Raw genomic sequence first — 18136 nt, 5'->3', positions numbered from 1 at the left:
CCGGTGTGACCGGGGTCAGTCCGCGTCGCCCTCCTCGTAGATCTCGAACCAGATCGACTTGCCCTCACCCCGCGGGTCCACCCCCCACGCGTCCGCCAGCATCTCCATCAGCACCAGTCCCCGGCCGCTCGACGCCAGTTCGCCGGGCTTGCGCTTGTGGGGGAGTTCGTCGCTCGCGTCCGCGACCTCCACACGGAGGCGGCGTCTGCCCCGCTCCCCCGCCGCCTCCGCGATCAGCACCGCGTCGCCGTCCGTGTGGACGAGCACGTTGGTGGCCATCTCGGAGAGCATCAGTACGGCCGAGTCGACCTGCTCCTCGTCCCGCCAGTCGTGCAGCAGCTGCTTCAACTGCCCTCGCGCGGCGGCGACCTGCTCGGGTTCGGCCTGGGAGATCGTCAGCACCGTACGGCGCGGGTGCGGCCGCGGCGGTACCGCGGTCGTGCTGTCCCGCGAGAGCAGCATCAGCGCGATGTCGTCCTCGCGGCGGTCCGCGAGCGGACCCGTCGTGTAGTGGGAGCCGGGGCCGTGGACCGCCTCGACCAGCGCGTCCGCGAGCTTCTCCAGCGACGCGCCCGTGTTGCTCTCCAGCACGGGCCGCAGCCGCGTCCAGCCGCTCAGCATGTCGTGCCCGCCGGTCTCGATCAGCCCGTCGGTGCAGAGCATCATCGTGTCGCCGGGCTCCAGGACCACCCGGGTCGTCGGGTAGTTCGAGTCCGCCTCGATGCCCAGCGGCAGCCCGCCCGCCGTCTGCCGGATGATGGCCGTGCCGTCCACCGACCGGATCACCGGGTCGGGATGCCCGGCCCGCGCGATGTCGAGCGTCCCGGAGTCCGGGTCGACCTCCATGTACAGACACGTCGCGAAGCGCGCCAGGCCGAACGCGGTGTCCTCGTCCTCCTCGTCCTCGTCGGGGTCGGTGAGGCCGTGCGGGACCGAGAACTCGTACATGCCGTGCAGAAAGCGTGAGGCCCGCGCCAGTACGGCGTCCGGGCGGTGCCCCTCGGCGGCGTACGCGCGCAGGGCGATCCGCAGCTGTCCCATCAGGCCCGCCGCCCGTACGTCGTGCCCCTGGACGTCCCCGATGACCAGGGCCACCTTCCGGCCGCCCGGCAGCGGGATCATGTCGTACCAGTCGCCGCCCACCTGGAGCCCGCCGCCCGTCGGCACATAGCGCGCGGCCACGCTCATCCCCGGGATGTCCGGCCCCAGCGTCGGCATCATCGAGCGCTGGAGCCCCAGCGACACCTCGCGCTCCGTCTCCGCCGCGTCCGCGCGTACCAGCGCCTGCCCGAGCATCCTGGCGACCGTCGTCAGCACGGACCGCTCGTCGGGCGTGAACGTCACCGGGTTCTTGAAGGCCGCCATCCAGGCGCCCATCGTGCGCCCGGCGACGATCAGCGGCACGAAGGCCCAGGAACGGCGGCCGAAGCCCTGCACCAGCGGCCAGGTCGCCGGGTAGCGGTCCTGGTAGTCCTTGGGCGTCGGCAGATAGATGGCCCGGCCGGTCCGCACGACCTCGGCCGCCGGGTAGTCCGTGTTCACGGACATGTCCGTGAAGGGCCCCTCCGCGCCGTCCGGGTGCCCGTGGTGTCCGATGATCGTCAGATGCTCGCCCTCGATGCCGAAGACGGCGAGCCCGTCGGGGGAGAAGCCCGGCATGGACAGCGACGCCGCGACCCGCAGCACCTCGGCCGTGGAGCGCGCCTCGGCGAGCGCCCGGCCCGCGTCGAGCAGGAACGCCTCGCGGGAGCGCCGCCAGTCGCCGGCGACGGGGCTCTGCCCGGTCAGCGCGCCCGCATGGGGCTCGACGATCTCCTGAACGGTCCCGATCAGCTCGTAGTCGTCGCCGTACTCGTGGTTGGTGACCAGCGGCTTCGAGCGGGACCTGATGGTACGGATCACCTCCCCGTCCTCGCCCACGATCCGCACCTGGTTCTCGGCGAGCGTCCCGTCGGCGACCGCGAGGCGCACGATGCCGTAGCTCTCCGCCCAGTCGACCGGATGCAGGCGCGCGCGCATGGCCGCCTCGCTGAGGACCGTGGGCTCGGCGGGCAGGCCGAAGAGCCGAGCCGCCTCCGCGTCGAGAGTGACGTACCCGGCCGCGTTGTCCCAGCGCCACAGACCGGTCGCGATCGCGGCCAGTACCTCCTCGGTGCGCATTGCACCACTTTAAACCGGTACGGGCGGTGAGCGCGGTGTCAAGCAGGCGTGCGAGTGGCCGGGCGCCCGCCGGGCGGGGACCGGCCGAGGGACAGACCCCGTAAACGCGGGGGAGGTGCCGGCGGCCCTGCCGGTAACCTGGTGCGGCCAAGCCCACCCGCCAAGAGCTAAGACTGGATGAACGACGATGCATCGGTACAGGTCCCACACCTGCGGCGAGCTCCGCGCCTCTGACGTCTCCACAGACGTCCGGCTGAGCGGCTGGCTGCACAATCGTCGAGACCTGGGCGGCATCCTCTTCATCGATCTCCGCGACCACTACGGTCTCGTCCAGCTCGTCGCCCGCCCCGGCACCCCCGCCAACGAGGCGCTCTCCAAGCTCACCAAGGAGACCGTCGTCCGTATCGACGGCAAGGTCTCCGCCCGTGGCGCGGACAACGTGAACCCGGAACTGCCGACCGGCGAGATCGAGATCGAGGTCGGCGAGGTCGAGATCCTCGGCGCCGCGGGCCCGCTGCCGTTCACGATCAACACCGACGACGGCGTCAACGAGGAGCGGCGGCTCGAATACCGCTTCCTTGACCTGCGCCGCGAGCGCATGCACCGCAACATCCTGCTGCGTACAGCCGTCATCTCCGCCATCCGGCACAAGATGACCGCGCTGGGCTTCAACGAGATGGCGACCCCGATCCTGACGGCGACGTCCCCCGAGGGCGCCCGCGACTTCGTGGTCCCCTCCCGGCTGAACCCGGGCAAGTTCTACGCGCTGCCGCAGGCCCCCCAGCAGTTCAAGCAGCTGCTGATGATCTCCGGCTTCGACCGCTACTTCCAGATCGCCCCCTGCTTCCGCGACGAGGACGCCCGCGCGGACCGCTCGCCCGGCGAGTTCTACCAGCTCGACGTGGAGATGTCCTTCGTCGAGCAGGAGGACGTCTTCCGGCCGATCGAGAAGCTGATGACGGAGCTGTTCACCGAGTTCGGCGGCGGCCGCGAGGTCACGTCCCCGTTCCCGCGCATCCCCTTCCGTGAGTCGATGCTCAAGTACGGCAACGACAAGCCGGACCTGCGGGCCCAGCTGGAGCTGGTCGACATCTCGGACGTCTTCGAGGGCTCCGAGTTCAAGGCGTTCGCGGGCAGGCACGTACGCGCGCTGCCCGTGCCGGACACGGCCGGCCAGTCGCGGAAGTTCTTCGACGGCCTCGGTGACTACGCGGTCGAGCAGGGCGCCAAGGGCCTCGCCTGGGTCCGCGTCGGCGAGGACGGCACGCTGGCGGGCCCGATCGCCAAGTTCCTCACCGAGGACAACGTCAAGGTCCTCACCGAGCGTCTGTCCCTCGTCCCCGGCCACGCGATCTTCTTCGGCGCGGGCGAGTTCGACGAGGTCTCGAAGATCATGAGCGCGGTCCGCGTCGAGGCGGCCAAGCGCTCCGGCCACTTCGAGGAAGGCGTCTTCCGCTTCTGCTGGGTCGTGGACTTCCCGATGTACGAGAAGGACGAGGAGACCGGCAAGATCGACTTCTCGCACAACCCCTTCTCCATGCCCCAGGGCGGTCTCGAAGACCTGGAGACGAAGGACCCGCTGTCCATCCTGGCGTGGCAGTACGACATCGTCTGCAACGGCATCGAGCTGTCATCGGGCGCGATCAGGAACCACGAGCCGGAGCTGATGCTCAAGGCGTTCGAGATCGCGGGGTACGACCGCGAGACCGTCGAGCACGAGTTCGCGGGCATGCTGCGCGCGTTCCGTCTCGGCGCCCCGCCGCACGGCGGCATCGCGCCGGGCGTCGACCGCATCGTGATGCTGCTCGCCGACGAGCCCAACATCCGCGAGACGATCGCGTTCCCGCTCAACGGCAACGCGCAGGACCTGATGATGGGCGCGCCGACCGAGCTGGACGAGACGCGGCTGCGGGAGCTGAACATCCAGCTCCGCAAGCCGGTCGTGAAGTAGCCGCGCCGCGGATATCCGTTCGCACGGGGGCCCGGAACCGTACGGTTCCGGGCCCCCGTGCGTGGCGTCTTCTTGCCAGGGGGCAACCTGAAAGCCCCTCCGGCACGTTGACCGGTCGTGGACGACCGAACGGATTGGCGAGGGCGACGAGACGATGGACCCGGGCGACGGCGACTTCGAGGCGTTCGTCGCCGCTCGCGGGCCGCGACTGCTGCGGATGGCCTGGCTGCTGACGGGCGACGCGCACCTCGCGGAGGACCTGCTCCAGACGACGCTCGCCAAGGTGTGGCCCAAGTGGCACCGGATCTCCGGGGAGCGGCCGGAGGCGTACGTACGCAGGGCGCTGGTCCATACGCACGCGTCCTGGTGGCGCAGACGCTGGCGCGGCGAGGTGCCGCACCGCGAAGTGCCGGACGCGGCGGCCTCGTTCGACGCGTACGAGAGCGTGGACCTGGCGCAGTCGCTGGCCGCCGCGGTGCGGTCGCTGCCGGTGAGACAGCGGGCGGTCGTCGTACTGCGCTACTTCGAGGACCTGAGCGTCGAGGACACGGCGGCGACGCTCGGCTGCGCGCCGGGGACGGTCAAGAGCCAGTCGGCGAAGGCGCTGCGCACACTGCGCGCGGCGCTGCCGGTGCCGGTGGACGGGGGTGAGCGGGGTGTCTGAGGACGAGCGCGAGAGCGGGGACCCGGGCACGGCCGGGGGCGTGAGCCGGCCCGAGGACGAGCGGGAGCTGCGGATCCTGCTGGAGCGTGCCGTGCCCCGGCTGCCCGCTCCCGAGGAGCGTCTGCGGCGCGTACGGGAGCGGGCCGCCCGCAGCCGCCGGCGCCGCCGGGCCGCCGGGACGACGGCGGTCGCGGTGGCCGGTCTCGTCGTGGCCGGCACGCTCCTGCCCGGCTTCCCGCGCGGCGGCCCGGACGAGGGCGCGCCACCGGCCGGCCCCGCCCCGACCGTCTCGGCCACGGACACCGGGGCCGGCCGCCCGGTCCGCTTCCCCGACCTGTTCGATCTCACCCTGCGGCTGCCGCCGGGCTGGCAGGCGCTCGCCGTGCCCGGGGACCCCGAGCTCGGCCTCGTCTCCCGCGGGTACGTCGCCAGCCAGCGGGTGCCCGACCTCTTCACACCGCCCTGCCCGGGGAATCCGGAAGAGGACTGCGACCCGGTCGTGGCGCTGCGGCCGGGGGGCGTGCTGGTCTCGCTGGACATGAAGAAGTTCGCCGGGCTCCACACCAAGACGCAGGACCCGGCCACGCTCCACACGCTGACGAATCTCTCGGTGCTCTGCCGCAAGCTCACCGGCACCGAGGAGTACAGCGCCCTGCTCGCCGGGCCGGACCCCGCCGCCGACCTGGGCATCCAAGTCAGTGTCTGCGCGGCCGGGGCGGGGGCGAGTTCCCCGATCCTCGACGACGTACGCGCCATGATCGCCGGTGCGCACTATCCCGCCCCCGGGGCGCGTCCGGAGCCCAGCACGGCTCCGACCACCCATGCCCGGAACAACGGGGGGACCGACGCCCATGCGAACTGAAAGGTCAGACATGTCTCACCGGGTAAGCCCCCACCAAGCGGCCGCCCTTCTCCTCGTCGGCGGTCTGCTGCTCAGCGGCTGCGCGGGCGGGCTGGGCGGCGGGTTCGGGGGAGGCGGAGGATCGTCCGTCCCGACGGCGGTGGACGACAAGGCCGCGGGAGCCGACGGGACCGAGGGCGCACGCGGCGGTCTGGGGCGGGCCGTGCCGGACGCGGCGGGCGACCAGCGGACCGTACGCCCCAGGGAGATCCCGTCGCTCGGCCCGAAGACGCGCTCGGCGATCCCCGAGACCTCGCGCCAGGCCGTCGTGGTCACGGGCGACGCGCCCGACTCCAACCGCGCGACCCTGGTCCTCTACGAGCGGGACCCCGTCGAGGGCTGGCGGTCGGTCTCCGACCCCTGGCCCGCGCACAACGCCCTGAAGGGCTGGACCGACGACCACCGGCAGGGCGACCTCCGCAGCCCGATCGGTGTCTTCGGACTGACGGACGCGGGCGGCCGGCTGCCGGACCCGGGGACGAGACTCCCGTACGACCGGGGCCCGGCCTTCACGCTCAGCGGCGTGGGCTTCGAGGGTGAACCGCTGGCGGGGTCCTTCGACCATGTGGTGGCGATCAACTACAACCGCAAGCCGGGCACGACCCCGCTGGACTGGACGCGCCCGCTGGGCGCGTCCAAGGGCGGCGGCATCTGGATCCATGTGGACCACGGCGGCCCGACGCAGGGCTGCGTCTCGCTCCCGATGAAGCGGATGAAGGAACTCCTGCGCTGGCTGGACCCGTCGAAGCGCCCGCAGGTGGTGATGGGGGACGTGTCGTCCCTGGGCCGCTGACGGACCCCGTGCCGGCGACCCCCCGGGGCTGGGTTCGGTACCGCCCCGGGCGAGGAATCCGTTGCCGCGCCCTGCCCACCGGGCGGAACGGTGGTCTGCGCCCCGGCCGGAACGCCAAAGCGCCGGACGGGCCGCGCACGCGGCTCGTCCGGCGCTTGAGGGTCACCCCGCAACCCCCGGCGGGGCTACGCCGGCTTCTCCTCCAGGCGCGGGAACAGCACCGCGCCCTTCGTGACCGTCGTACCCGCCGGGAGCTGCCCCCACGTGGCCGCGTCCTGGATCCGCTGGTCCGCCAGCGCGCCCAGCGCGTCCTCCGCGCCCAGCGAGTCCCACAGCTTCTGCGACGTGTCCGGCATCACCGGGTTGAGCAGCACCGCGACCCCGCGCAGCGCCTCCGAGGCCGTGTACAGGATCGTCGCGAGCGCCGCCTGGCCCTCGGCGGACGTGTCCTTCGCGACCTTCCAGGGCTCCTGCTCCGTGATGTAGCCGTTGACCTGCTTCACGAAGTCGAAGATCGCCAGGATGCCGCCCTGGAAGTCCAGCTCCTCGCCGATCTTCCGGTCGGCCTCGGTCACCGCCTTGATCAGCCCGTCCCGTACGGCCTGCTCGGCGACCCCGCCGGAGTTCGTCTCCGGCAGGGTGCCGCCGTAGTACTTGCCGACCATCGCCGCGACGCGCGACGCGAGGTTGCCGTAGTCGTTGGCCAGCTCGGAGGTGTACCGGGCGGAGAAGTCCTCCCAGGAGAACGAGCCGTCCTGCCCGAACGCGATCGCCCGCAGGAAGTACCAGCGGTACGCGTCCACCCCGAAGTGCGAGGTCAGGTCCTGCGGCTTGATGCCGGTCAGATTCGACTTGGACATCTTCTCGCCGCCGACCATCAGCCACCCGTTCGCGGCGATCTTGCCGGGCAGCGGCAGGCCCTGCGCGAGCAGCATCGCGGGCCAGATGATCGCGTGGAAGCGCAGGATGTCCTTGCCGACGAGGTGGACGTCGGCGGGGAAGGTCTCCTCGAACTTCGCCGGGTTCTCGTTGTAGCCGACGGCCGTCGCGTAGTTCAGGAGCGCGTCGATCCACACGTAGATCACATGCTTCTCGTCCCACGGCACCGGCACGCCCCAGTCGAACGTCGACCGGGAGATCGACAGGTCCTGAAGCCCCTGCCGGACGAAGTTCACGACCTCGTTGCGCGCGGACTCGGGCTGGATGAAGCCCGGGTTGGCCTCGTAGTGCTCCAGGAGCCTCGGGCCGTACTCGCTGAGCTTGAAGAAGTAGTTCTCCTCCTTGAGGATCTCCACCGGCGTCTTGTGGATCGCGCAGATCTTCAGACCCGCGAACTCACCCTCGCCTTCGAGCAGTTCGCCCGGGAGTTTGTACTCCTCGCAGCCCACGCAGTACGGGCCCTCGTAGCCGCCCTTGTAGATCTCGTCCTTGTCGAACAGGTCCTGCACGAATTCCTGGACGCGGTCGGTGTGGCGCTTCTCCGTCGTCCGGATGAAATCGTCGTTCTTGATCTCCAGGTGTTCCCAGAGAGGCCGCCACGCCTCGTCGACGAGCTTGTCCGCCCACTCCTGCGGGGTGACACCGTTCGCCTCGGCCGTGCGCATGATCTTCTGACCGTGCTCGTCCGTGCCGGTGAGGTACCACACCTTCTCGCCCCGCTGGCGGTGCCAGCGGGTGAGCACGTCGCCTGCGACGGTCGTGTAGGCGTGGCCCAGGTGAGGAGCGTCGTTGACGTAGTAAATGGGGGTGGTGACGTAGTACGCCCGCCCACCCTGCTCTTCGGATCCAGTGGCGGCCATGGTCGAAATCCTAACGGCCCGGCCGTGGTCCCTTCACCTCGGTTAAACCTGAGAGTGTGGTTAAAGAGTGTGGGTTCGACACAACCTATGCCCCCGGCGAACGCATCTTTAGTGAGGAGAGGGACGACATCGGGTCCCACGGGCCGGATCAGCCAGGACGGGGCGGGAAGGATCAACATGCGGGTGCTGGTCGCCGAAGACGAGGAAATCCTGGCCGAGCTCATCGCCACCGGGCTGCGGCGGGCCGGTTTCGCCGTCGACACCGTCTACAGCGGGGACGCCGCCCTCGCCTATCTCGGACTGCACGACTACGACGTCGTCGTCCTCGACCGTGACCTCCCCCGCGTCCACGGCGACGACGTCGCCCGCAAGCTCGTCGCCGACCAGTCCCGGACCCGGATCCTGATGCTCACCGCGTCCTCCTCCATGGAGGAGCGCGTGAAGGGGCTCGACCTGGGCGCGGACGACTACCTGGGCAAGCCCTTCGAGTTCCCCGAGCTGGTCTCGCGCGTGCGGGCGCTGCGCCGGCGGAGCTCGCGGGCGTTACAGCCGACGCTGGAGCGGCGCGGTGTGCGGCTGGACACCGTGAGCCGTACGGCGCTGCGCGACGGCAAGGCACTCGACCTCTCCGTGAAGGAGCTGACCGTGCTCCAGATCCTGCTGGAGGCGGACGGCAAGGCGGTGACGACGCAGCAACTGCTGGAGCGGGCGTGGGACGCCGGGACCGACCCGTTCGCCGGTGTCGTACGCGTCTGCGTGGGCGCGCTGGGCGTGAAGCTGGGCGAACCGGCGCTGATCCGCCCGGTGGACCTGGACGGAGGGGGATACGTGCTGTGACGGGCGCGATCAGGGAACGGATCGCTCTCGTATACGGCGCGGTCTTCCTCGTCCTCGGCGGCTGCCTGCTCACGGTCGTGAACCTGCTGTCCAGCGCCGGTACGCAGACGGAGGCCGCCGAGATCGCGGCCCGCGTCGTACCGGCGCTGCCGCCGTCGTCGGGCAACGGCTACTTCCTCGACGAGGAGGGCCGGCTCGCGCCCGTCACCGTCTACCAGCTCACGGACAACGTCAGCGAAGCGGCGTCGGACGAGCTGATGTTCTGGTCGGTGGCCGCGCTGGTGGTGATGGCGCTGTGCGCGGTCGGCGTCGGCTGGTGGACGGCGGGGCGGGTGCTGCGGCCGGTGCACGCCATGACGGCGAAGGCGCGGCTGCTGTCCGAGCACAACCTCCACGAGCGGATCGGGTCGACCGGCCCCGACGACGAGCTGAAGGAACTGGGCGACACGCTCGACGAGTTGCTCGGCCGGCTCCAGAAGGCCTTCGACAGCCAGAAGCGCTTCATCGCGAACGCCTCCCACGAGCTGCGTACCCCGCTGGCCACGCAGCGCACGGCGATCCAGGTGGGCCTCGCGGGCGCGGGCTCGCCGGAGGAACTGGCCCGTACGAAGGAGCTGCTGCTCGACAACAACCGCCGCAGCGAGCAGCTCATCGAGGGCCTGCTGGTCCTGGCGCGCAGCGAGCGGGAGGTCGAGGACCAGGAGGAGATCCACTGGGGCGACCTGGTGACCGAGGAGTCGGCCCGGCACGGCCTGCCGGTGACGGTGACCGAGCCGGGCGGCGTACGGGGCAACCGGGCGCTGCTGGACCGGCTGGTCGGCAATCTGCTGGCCAACGCGCAGGCGTACGGGAAGGGCGTGGTGGACGTCTCGGTCTCGGGAACGGCCCTGACCGTCCGCAATGACGGCCCCGACGTCGCTCCGGAGGACATCCCGGCCTTCTTCGAACCCTTCCGCCGCGGCGAGGGCCGCGACCGCATGGGCCCGGGGGCGGGCCTGGGCCTCTCCATCGTCCGCTCGATAGTGACGGCCCACGGCGGCACGGTGACGGCACGGCCGGGGGGCGAGGCGGGCGGCCTGTCGGTGCGGGTGGTGCTCCCGGCGTCGGGCGCGTAGACGCTGTCCGACGGGTGAAAATCTCCGCTCGCGCGCGGACACCTTTGCTAGACAGCCCCCATGACCAACGTCAGGATCCGTACCGCGAACCCCGCCGAGGTGCCCGCCCTGCTGGCCTTCTGGGCCCGGTCGGCGGAAGGCGCCAGTATCACCGACGACATGGACGGGGTCGCCCGTCTCATCTCCCGGGACCCGGACGCGCTGCTGGTGGCCGTTGCGGACGACGGCGCGATCGTCGGCACGGTCATCGCGGGCTACGACGGCTGGCGCTGCCATCTGTACCGCCTGGCCGTCGCCCCGGACCGGCGCCGCCAGGGCATCGCCTCGGCGCTGCTCGCCGCCGCGCACGAGCGCTTCGTCGCACTCGGCGGGCGCCGGGCCGACGCCATGGTCCTGGACCACAACGAACTCGCCCACCACGCCTGGCGCGACGCCGGCTACCAGGCGCAGGAGCAGTGGAGCCGCTGGGTGAAACCGCTCAGCCGAGTGCCGCGCGCAGGCGGGTGACCAGGGCGGCGATCTCGTCAGGGGCCGGCGTCAGAACCCCGTTCTCGGCCATGAGCGCGTGATACTGCTGCCGCTCCGGCGGCACACCGGGCGGCAGCGCGGCGATGTGCCAGTGGAGGTGGGAGTTTGCCTGCTGGCTGCCGAGTGAGAGCAGATACGTACGCTCCGGCCGCAGCACACTCTCCACGGCGAGCGCCACGCGCCGTACGACGAGCATGAGCCGGGTGTACGCCTCCTCGTCCAACTCCCTTACAACATGTTCCACATGCGCCTTGGGCGCCACGAGGACCCGCCCGGGGAGAGTGGGCCAGCGATCGAGGAAGGCGATGTGGGCGTCGTCCTCGTAGACCGTCTCGTGGTGATAGCCGGGCTCCCCGCGCAGGAACGCGCAGACGAAGCAGGGCCCGTTGCGGGCGCGTTCTTCGTAGGCCGCGAGATCCATGTTGGAGACTTCCCCCATGGCCACTTCCCCCACTTCACGATTTGTTTTCATCGACCCCGACGGTACGGCCGGTGACTGGGCCCACGTCGTGGTCGAAGCGCCGACCGGTGTCTTCTATCAGCAGGAGTACGGCGGCACTTCGCGCCGTCAGGGCCAGACGGAGGGCTACCTCGTCCCCATGTCCGGGACATCCGGCGAGATCGAGGCGGTCGCTGCGGTCTTCGAGCCGTTCCGGAGCGGCGGGGCGGGAGGCCATGTCTGGGAGGGCGCACAGCTGGACGCGCTGCGTGCGGCCGTCGGCGCCGTCAGATTCTGGGCGTGCGACGGCAACGCGGAGCGCCCGCACCCGCTGCGACTCGACGAGTCCCGCCTGCCCGAGGCCGACGACGCGTGGCTACCCGTGCACACGCCCGACGGCCCCGGACTGCTGGTGTGGTCGGCCAGACGCGTCAGAGCGAGTTGAGGAAGTCGGCCCAGGCGGCGGGGGTGAGGAGGAGCACGGGGCCGGTGGGGGTCTTGCTGTCGCGGACGGGGATGACACCGGGGTAGCCGTCGGCTACCTCGACGCACTGGCCGCCGTCGCCGTTGCTGTAGCTGGACTTACGCCACAGTGCAGTACTCAGGTCAGGTCGGGGGCGCATGGTGTGTACTCCTCCAGCAGTCGCTCGATGAATGCCACGGATTCCCGGGGCGACAGGGCCAAGTCCCTCAGTAGATCGTAAGACAGCCGTAGTTTCTCGACCTCTGACGGATCTTCGATCAACTGCCCGGAGTGGGCGTCTTCCGTGTACGCGATGGCCTTGCCGTCCGGAAGCCAGAGGACGGTGACCGACGTGCCCAACAGGCCGTGTGGCCCCGCATCAAAAGGCAACACCTGAAGGGTGACGTTTGGCAACTGGCTTGCCTCCACAAGGTGTTCCAGCTGTCGCGCCCACTCCTTGGGGTCGCGGGTCTTGCGTCGAAGTACGGATTCATCGAGGACCGCGCGGAAGTGCGGCGCGTTTTCGCGCCGCAGCAAATCCTGTCGTCCCAGCCGCGCGGCGATCTCTTCGGTCAGATCGTGCTCATCGCGTGGCCGGGTGGCCTCGAACACCTCGCGGGCGTATCCCTCCGTCTGGAGCAGGCCGTGAATGGCACCGACCGAGTACGCGTACTGAACGGTCGCCCTCGCCTCCAACTCCATGAACCGCTTGTACTTGTCCGCGAACGCGTCCTCCCGTGCCAACTGCCAAAGCATCGAGAGCTGGTCACCCGTCCCGTACACCGCGCTCAGCGCCGCGATGACCTCCGGCGAGCCGACCCGCGCGCCCGTTTCCAGCTTGTGCAGATACGCACGGTCATAAGTCGTCGCCTCGCCCAACGTGGCCAGTGACATCCCCGACTCCTCCCGCAGCCGCGCCAGTTCCTTCGCGAGCATCTGCCGTGCCGACGGCCTCTGACCTGCGTTCGGCTTCCGTGCGCCCATGACAACTCCCCTGTGTCCAACGGCAACCCGGCTATGGCCGAGCCCTTTTGGACACGGCCCCTTCTGCCGATTCTTGATGCACGGAACGTAATTGCGCAATGACGGAAGGTGCATCCCCTCATGTTCGAACCCGAGACTCGAACACCGTCCCGTGTCCCCGCCGACGTGGCCGAGTTGGACGCCGTCGTGCACAGCTTCGGCTTCTGGCGGCTCGTGCCCGACTCCGTCCCCCGTCTGTACGCACCGGTGACACCTGAGCTGCTGCTCCGCGTTGAACAGGCGCTTAAGCGGGTCGCCGAGTGAGCGGCAGCGACGCGCGGCGGTTTCTGGCCCGGTTGATGAGTACGTTCGGTACGGATGGGGTGCTGGTGGTGCGGAAAATCGACGGCAACGGCGAAGGCGACATGGAACAGCTCCTCGGGCCGGGCGGGTCGCTCGCGTGGCCCAAGTGTGAGTGCGGCAGCCCCAAGTGCCCGGACTACGTACCGCCCGTCTCGAAGTTGAGCGCGCGTCTGGCGGAGCGCAACCAGCACAGCCGGCGGGCGCGCCTTGAGTAGTCTCGGCTCCAGGAGTGACGTCAGCGGGTACGAGGACATTGCCCCGACCACGTTCGTATGACGCCGGAGGTTCGCGGTGCGGTTGGATCTCGCGAGAATCCTTGTGGCCCGTACCCGGATGAATCCGGTGTTCCTGGACACACCGCAGTACGAATGCGAGCCCTTGGGCGATGCGCTGGGCTGCCGCCTGATCCTGAAGGTGGAGACCCTCAATCCCGTCCGCTCGTTCAAGGGCCGTGGGACCGAGACCGTTCTCAACCGTCTTCATGACAGCGGGGCGGCGGACGCCGTCGTCTGTGCGAGCGCGGGGAATCTTGGTCAGGCGCTCGCCTTCGGCGGCCGGTCGCGTGGAATCGGGGTCACGGTCGTCGCATCGTCGGCGGCCAACCCGCTGAAGATCGAGCGAATGAAGACGCTCGGCGCCAACGTGATCCTGGTCGACGGGGAGATCGAGCAGGCTCTCGAAGCCGCCACGCGATATGCCGCCGAGACGGGCGCGTTCCTGGTCGAGGACAGCAGAGACGTCGACACGTGTGAGGGTGCGGCGACGATCGGTGTCGAGCTGGCGGATCTGCCCGGTGAACTCGACGCGGTGGTCGTCTCCTTGGGCGCCGGTGCGATGGCGTCCGGTGTGGGCCACGCGCTGAAGAGTCTGCGCAGGGGCACCGAGGTCATCTGTGTCCAGCCCGAGAACGCGCCGGCGATGACGCTGGCGTGGCGGGCGGGCCGGCCGGTCGAGGTCGGGGTTCCGGACACCATCGCCGACGGAGTTGCCGGCCGGTATGTCCTGCCGGAGGTGCTCGACGATCTCGCTTCGGTCGTGGACGACGCGGTCCTGGTCACGGAAGACGGCATCGTCGAGGCAATGCGCCTGATCCACGTGCACGCGGGCCTGGTGGTCGAACCCGCGGCGGCGCTGGGCGTCGCGTCGATCCTGGAGGGCGGCGGCCGGTTCGACGGCAGGACGGTCGCGACGATCCTGTGCGGGAGCAATGTGTCGCCGACGGATTTCGACGGCTGGACGCGGGGCGGTCGGGGGCGGTCTTGAGGCGTTCCGGTGGATGCCACCCGTGGTGGACCGGCGGGGAGCGAACGAGACGCGCCCTCCGTCGTCCTACGGAGGGCGCGTCTCGTGATGCCTCAGCTGCGATCAGGCCTTGTTCGCGGACCACCAGGCCGGCAGCGCCGCGAGCACGTTGGTGAAGATCTCCGCTTCCGGGAGTTCCTTCGGCGTCGGGCCCGCGTGGAAGAACGCCACGTTCGCCGCCTTCTCGTCCGCGCCGAGCTTCCGCGCGAAGTCGAATCCCTTCGCCTCGTGCTCGCCGAACGCCACGATCTGCCAGAACAGCGGCAGCTTCGCCACGTTCGCGAACGCCTTCTCCGCCGCCTGCTTGGCCTCCGGCGGGCCGTCCGTCTGGAAGATCACCAGCGCCGGGCCCGGGTTGCCCGCCTTCTCGTGCAGGGCGACGACCTCTTCGACCGCGGCGGCGTAATTCGTCCGGCCCATGCGGCCGAGCCCGGCGTGCAGTTCGTCCACCTTGTTCTCGTACGAGGAGAGGGAGACCTCCCCCGTACCGTCGATCTCGGTAGAGAAGAAGACGACCTGCACGGTCGCCTTCTCGTCCAGGTGGGCCGAGAGCGCGACGGCCTGCTCGCCGAGGCGCTGAGCGCTGCCGTCCTTGAAGAACGGGCGCATGGAACCTGAACGGTCGAGCACGAGATAGACCGTCGCCCGCTCTCCGTCCAGGCCGGCCTTCTTGAGCGCGGCACCCGCCGCCTTGTACGAGTCGACGAGGCCCGGCGCCTGGGTCTTGACCTTCGCGAGGGAGTACGCCGGCTTGCCCGTCTCCTTGGGGGCGGGGGCGGGGGCGGCGACCGGGGCGGGGGCCGGGGCCGGCTCGGCGACAGCGACCGGCTCGGGCTCGGGCTCGGGCTCGGGTACGACCTCGGGCTCCGGCTCGGCCGCCGCCTTCACCGGCTCCGGCTCGGGCTCGACCACCGGCTTCGGCTTCGCCGGTTCCGGTGTCGACTGGGCCTGGGCCGGGACGGTCGGTGTCTTGGGTTCCTCGCGCTTCGTCTGGGCCGGGACGCTCCGTTCCGGCGTCGACGTGCGCGGGTTGTCGAAGGCGGCGGCGACCAGGTCCTCGGCCTTCTCCGCCTCCGACCTCTCCGACCTCTCCGCCTTCTCCGCCTTCTCCGGCTTCGCCCGCTTCTCGGGCTCGGTCTTCGTCGTCTTCGTCGTTGACTTCTCCGCCGTCACCTTCTCCGCGGCGGGTGACGGCTCCTTGGCCGGTGCCGGCACGGTGGCCGAGGCGGCGGTCGTGGCCGTCGTAGTCGTGGTTGGCGTCGTCGGCTCCGGCTGATGCGTGCGTTCGGTCTGGGCCGGTACCGATGTGGCCGCCGACTCGTCACGCTCCGCACGCTCGCGTCCAAACACCTTGCGCAGCAAGCTCCGAATGCCCATGGGCGAGGCCTTTCAGATGAGTTGGGTGCGGCATATATCCGTACTTGGAACAGGGGATTCGGGGACCTGCCCCGACCTAAACTCAGCATCCCTGGCCACGATGGATACGTAAGGTTAGCGGCCACCCGCCGTTCGCTCCGGCAGGGGCGCCCCGGGACCTGGAATGTGCCCCCCACGGATGCCCGGTCGACTCGCATTCATTCCGCGTTCACCTTGCGGTCGATGAACCGGGTGCCTACGCGCATAGCGTCGCCGCCGTACATATCCCGACACATTGTCGGCGCGGGCCGCGCCGAGGAAAGCCCACCGGAGGGGACAAGTGCGCAAACTGCTGCCGCTGCTCAACTCGCACCCGGGCGGACGTTCCGCCATGACATGCCGTTTCCGCTGTGGAGACGCGTGTTTTCACGAGACGCCCAACACCAGTGACAACGAGTACGTCGGCGATGTCATAGCCACCGCGCTTTCCCGCCGTTCCATCATGCGCGGCGCCGCCGTGGTGACCGTCGCCGCCGCGGCGGGTACCGCCTTCGTCGCGGGCTCCGGCAACACCCCCGCCTCGGCGACCCCCCTGGTCGGAGGCGACAAGGGCCATGGCAAGGGCGGCAAGAAGCCCGACGGAGCGCGTGGACTGCGCTTCGCGCCCGTCGCGCCCAACACCGCCGACAAGGTGACCGTCCCCGACGGCTATACCCAGAACATCGTCGTGCGCTGGGGTGACCCGATCCTGCGCGGCGCCCCCGAGTTCAACCCGAACAAGCAGACCGCCAAGGCGCAGGCCGGCCAGTTCGGGTACAACAACGACTTCCTGAGCCTGCTGCCGCTCAAGAGCGAGCGCGGCAAGCAGCTCCTCGTGGCCAACCACGAGTACACGGACGAGATCCTGATGTTCAAGGATTACGACGCCGACAACCCCACCCGTGAGCAGGTCGAGATCGCCTGGGCCGCGCACGGCCTTTCCGTCGTCGTGGTGGACGAGCAGCCCCGCAGCGGAAAGCTGACCATCGTTCCGCGTCACGAGCTGAACCGTCGTATCACCGTCAAGACCGAGTTCCGCCTCACCGGCCCCGCCGCGGGCTCCGAGCTGCTGCGCACCTCGGTGGACCGGTCGGGCAAGAAGGTCTACGGCACGCTCAACAACTGCGCGGGCGGCACCACCCCGTGGGGCACGATCCTGTCGGGCGAGGAGAACTTCAACCAGTACTTCGCCAACGGTTCGAGCGACACCGACAAGCGCTACGGCATCGGCACCGCCGCCACCGAGCGCAAGTGGGAGCAGTTCGACAAGCGCTTCGACCTGAAGCAGGAGCCCAACGAGGCGCACCGCTTCGGCTGGGTCGTCGAGCTCGACCCGTACGACCCCGACTTCACGCCGCGCAAGCGCACCGCGCTCGGCCGCTTCAAGCACGAGGCCGCGCAGCCGCGCCTCACCTCCGACGGCCGCGCGGTCGTCTACATGGGCGACGACGAGAAGTTCGACTACTTCTACAAGTTCGTGTCGTCCAAGTCGATGAAGAAGGGCAACAGCCGCGCCGACCGCGACCACAACCTCACGCTGCTGGACGAGGGCACGCTGTACGTCGCGAAGCTGACCGGTGACAGCCCGCAGGATGTCGACGGCACCGGCAAGCTTCCCAAGGACGGCGAGTTCGACGGCTCCGGCGTGTGGATCCCGCTCGCCACCGGCGACGTCTCGCACGTGCCCGGCATGACCGCCGACGAGGTGTACGTCTTCACGCGCCTGGCCGGTGACAAGGTCGGCGCCACGAAGATGGACCGCCCCGAGGACGTCGAGCCCTCGCCGCGTACCGGCCGGGTGTACGTCGCGCTGACGAACAACACCGACCGCGGCGCCGCGGGCAAGGCCGCGGCGGACGAGGCCAACCCGCGCAACGCCAACAAGCACGGTCACATCCTGGAGCTCGCCGAGAACTGGGACGACCCGGCCGGTGACGGCTTCGCCTGGCGGCTGTTCCTGGTCGCGGGCGACCCGAAGGACCCGGCGACCTACTTCGCGGGGTACCCGAAGGAGAAGGTCAGCCAGATCTCCTGCCCGGACAATGTGGCGTTCGACCCGCACGGCAATCTGTGGATTTCCACGGACGGCGCCCAACTCGGTTCGCACGACGGTCTGTTCGGCGTCGCGACGCAGGGCGAGCGGCGCGGTGAGCTGAAGCAGTTCCTCACCGTTCCGAACGGCGCGGAGACCTGCGGCCCGATCATCCAGGACCGGCGCGTCCTGGTAGCGGTGCAGCATCCGGGCGAGCTCGACGGTGCGACGGTCGACAACCCGCTCAGCGCGTGGCCCGACGGGCGCGGCAAGATGGTCCGCCCGGCGGTCGTGGCGGTGTGGCGCAAGGACGGCGACGACATCGGCGTCTGACACGTCCGACGCCTCTGACACGTCGGAGTCTGTCCTGAGCGAGCTGTGAACAGTCGCCGGGCGGTGCCGGATTCCCGGTGCCGCCCGGCGACTTTTCT

The 18136-nt window shown here is 70.0% G+C and carries 18 protein-coding genes; 12 read left to right on the top strand and 6 right to left on the bottom strand.

The annotated features are described in order from the left end of the window. Positions 1-15: 15 nt before the first annotated feature. Positions 16-2160, bottom strand: coding sequence for an ATP-binding SpoIIE family protein phosphatase (locus IEY79_RS05255; protein WP_189106116.1), 2145 nt, complete (start codon positions 2158-2160; stop codon positions 16-18). Positions 2161-2347: 187 nt separating this feature from the next. On the opposite strand from IEY79_RS05255, the gene aspS reads away from it, so the two are divergent. The 4 genes from aspS (at position 2348) to IEY79_RS05235 (ending at position 6469) form a co-directional block, all read left to right on the top strand. After that, positions 2348-4111, top strand: coding sequence for an aspartate--tRNA ligase (gene aspS / locus IEY79_RS05250; RefSeq protein ID WP_189106115.1), 1764 nt, complete (start codon positions 2348-2350; stop codon positions 4109-4111). 154 nt (positions 4112-4265) lie between these two features. After that, the gene (locus tag IEY79_RS05245; protein ID WP_189106114.1) at positions 4266-4775 is read left to right on the top strand and encodes a SigE family RNA polymerase sigma factor; all 510 of its coding nucleotides are present in this window, start codon (positions 4266-4268) and stop codon (positions 4773-4775) included. Then, positions 4768-5637, top strand: coding sequence for a hypothetical protein (locus tag IEY79_RS05240; protein ID WP_189106113.1), 870 nt, complete (start codon positions 4768-4770; stop codon positions 5635-5637). The genes IEY79_RS05245 and IEY79_RS05240 overlap by 8 nt, the downstream gene beginning before the upstream one ends. Before the next feature lie 10 nt (positions 5638-5647). Beyond that, positions 5648-6469: a L,D-transpeptidase family protein gene (locus IEY79_RS05235; RefSeq protein WP_189106112.1), complete on the top strand. Its 822-nt coding sequence runs from the start codon at positions 5648-5650 to the stop codon at positions 6467-6469. Between the two features lie 185 nt (positions 6470-6654). On the opposite strand, the gene metG is transcribed toward IEY79_RS05235, so the two are convergent. Further along, complete coding sequence (gene metG / locus IEY79_RS05230) at positions 6655-8268, bottom strand: methionine--tRNA ligase (RefSeq protein ID WP_189106111.1); 1614 nt, start codon at positions 8266-8268, stop codon at positions 6655-6657. A gap of 177 nt (positions 8269-8445) precedes the next feature. Between metG and IEY79_RS05225 the strand changes: the two genes are divergently transcribed. From IEY79_RS05225 to IEY79_RS05215, 3 genes are read left to right on the top strand one after another with little or no spacing between them, the layout of a single operon-like run. After that, a complete protein-coding gene (locus IEY79_RS05225; protein ID WP_189106110.1) occupies positions 8446-9105 on the top strand; it encodes a response regulator transcription factor in 660 nt (219 codons plus the stop codon). Continuing rightward, positions 9093-10220: a HAMP domain-containing sensor histidine kinase gene (locus IEY79_RS05220; protein ID WP_189106427.1), complete on the top strand. Its 1128-nt coding sequence runs from the start codon at positions 9093-9095 to the stop codon at positions 10218-10220. Before IEY79_RS05225 ends, IEY79_RS05220 begins: the two co-directional genes overlap by 13 nt. Before the next feature lie 60 nt (positions 10221-10280). Continuing rightward, entirely contained in the window at positions 10281-10727 is a 447-nt protein-coding gene (locus tag IEY79_RS05215) for a GNAT family N-acetyltransferase (protein ID WP_189106109.1), read from the top strand. On the opposite strand, the gene IEY79_RS05210 is transcribed toward IEY79_RS05215, so the two are convergent. Further along, positions 10699-11187: an HIT family protein gene (locus tag IEY79_RS05210; RefSeq protein ID WP_229700665.1), complete on the bottom strand. Its 489-nt coding sequence runs from the start codon at positions 11185-11187 to the stop codon at positions 10699-10701. The genes IEY79_RS05215 and IEY79_RS05210 overlap by 29 nt on opposite strands. Between IEY79_RS05210 and IEY79_RS05205 the strand changes: the two genes are divergently transcribed. Further along, positions 11186-11632 carry a DUF6210 family protein gene (locus IEY79_RS05205; RefSeq protein ID WP_189106108.1) on the top strand — a complete coding sequence of 149 codons (447 nt, stop codon included), beginning with the start codon at positions 11186-11188 and terminating at the stop codon, positions 11630-11632. The genes IEY79_RS05210 and IEY79_RS05205 overlap by 2 nt on opposite strands. Here the strand turns inward: IEY79_RS05205 and IEY79_RS05200 are convergent. Further along, positions 11619-11810, bottom strand: coding sequence for a DUF397 domain-containing protein (locus IEY79_RS05200; protein ID WP_189106107.1), 192 nt, complete (start codon positions 11808-11810; stop codon positions 11619-11621). The genes IEY79_RS05205 and IEY79_RS05200 overlap by 14 nt on opposite strands. After that, a complete protein-coding gene (locus IEY79_RS05195) occupies positions 11789-12634 on the bottom strand; it encodes a helix-turn-helix domain-containing protein (protein WP_189106106.1) in 846 nt (281 codons plus the stop codon). The genes IEY79_RS05200 and IEY79_RS05195 overlap by 22 nt, the downstream gene beginning before the upstream one ends. 120 nt (positions 12635-12754) lie before the next feature. Between IEY79_RS05195 and IEY79_RS05190 the strand changes: the two genes are divergently transcribed. From IEY79_RS05190 to IEY79_RS05180, 3 genes are all read left to right on the top strand, one after another. Next, positions 12755-12937 (top strand): hypothetical protein, encoded by a 183-nt coding sequence (locus IEY79_RS05190; protein ID WP_189106105.1) that lies wholly within the window; start codon positions 12755-12757, stop codon positions 12935-12937. Then, on the top strand, positions 12934-13191 hold the full coding sequence (locus IEY79_RS05185; protein WP_189106104.1) for a hypothetical protein: 258 nt from the start codon (positions 12934-12936) through the stop codon (positions 13189-13191). Before IEY79_RS05190 ends, IEY79_RS05185 begins: the two co-directional genes overlap by 4 nt. Positions 13192-13267: 76 nt before the next feature. Next, positions 13268-14239 (top strand): threonine ammonia-lyase, encoded by a 972-nt coding sequence (locus IEY79_RS05180; RefSeq protein ID WP_444544899.1) that lies wholly within the window; start codon positions 13268-13270, stop codon positions 14237-14239. Positions 14240-14341: 102 nt separating this feature from the next. On the opposite strand, the gene IEY79_RS05175 is transcribed toward IEY79_RS05180, so the two are convergent. Beyond that, positions 14342-15655 (bottom strand): VWA domain-containing protein, encoded by a 1314-nt coding sequence (locus IEY79_RS05175; RefSeq protein WP_189106103.1) that lies wholly within the window; start codon positions 15653-15655, stop codon positions 14342-14344. 319 nt (positions 15656-15974) lie between these two features. Between IEY79_RS05175 and IEY79_RS05170 the strand changes: the two genes are divergently transcribed. Continuing rightward, complete coding sequence (locus IEY79_RS05170; RefSeq protein ID WP_189106102.1) at positions 15975-18038, top strand: PhoX family protein; 2064 nt, start codon at positions 15975-15977, stop codon at positions 18036-18038. Positions 18039-18136: the final 98 nt, after the last annotated feature.

It is taken from the genome of Streptomyces camponoticapitis, assembly GCF_014646115.1.
GTDB lineage: Bacteria > Actinomycetota > Actinomycetes > Streptomycetales > Streptomycetaceae > Streptomyces > Streptomyces camponoticapitis.
The sequence above is the reverse complement of the archived record's forward strand: the minus strand, read 5'-3'. Positions and strand labels throughout refer to the sequence as shown.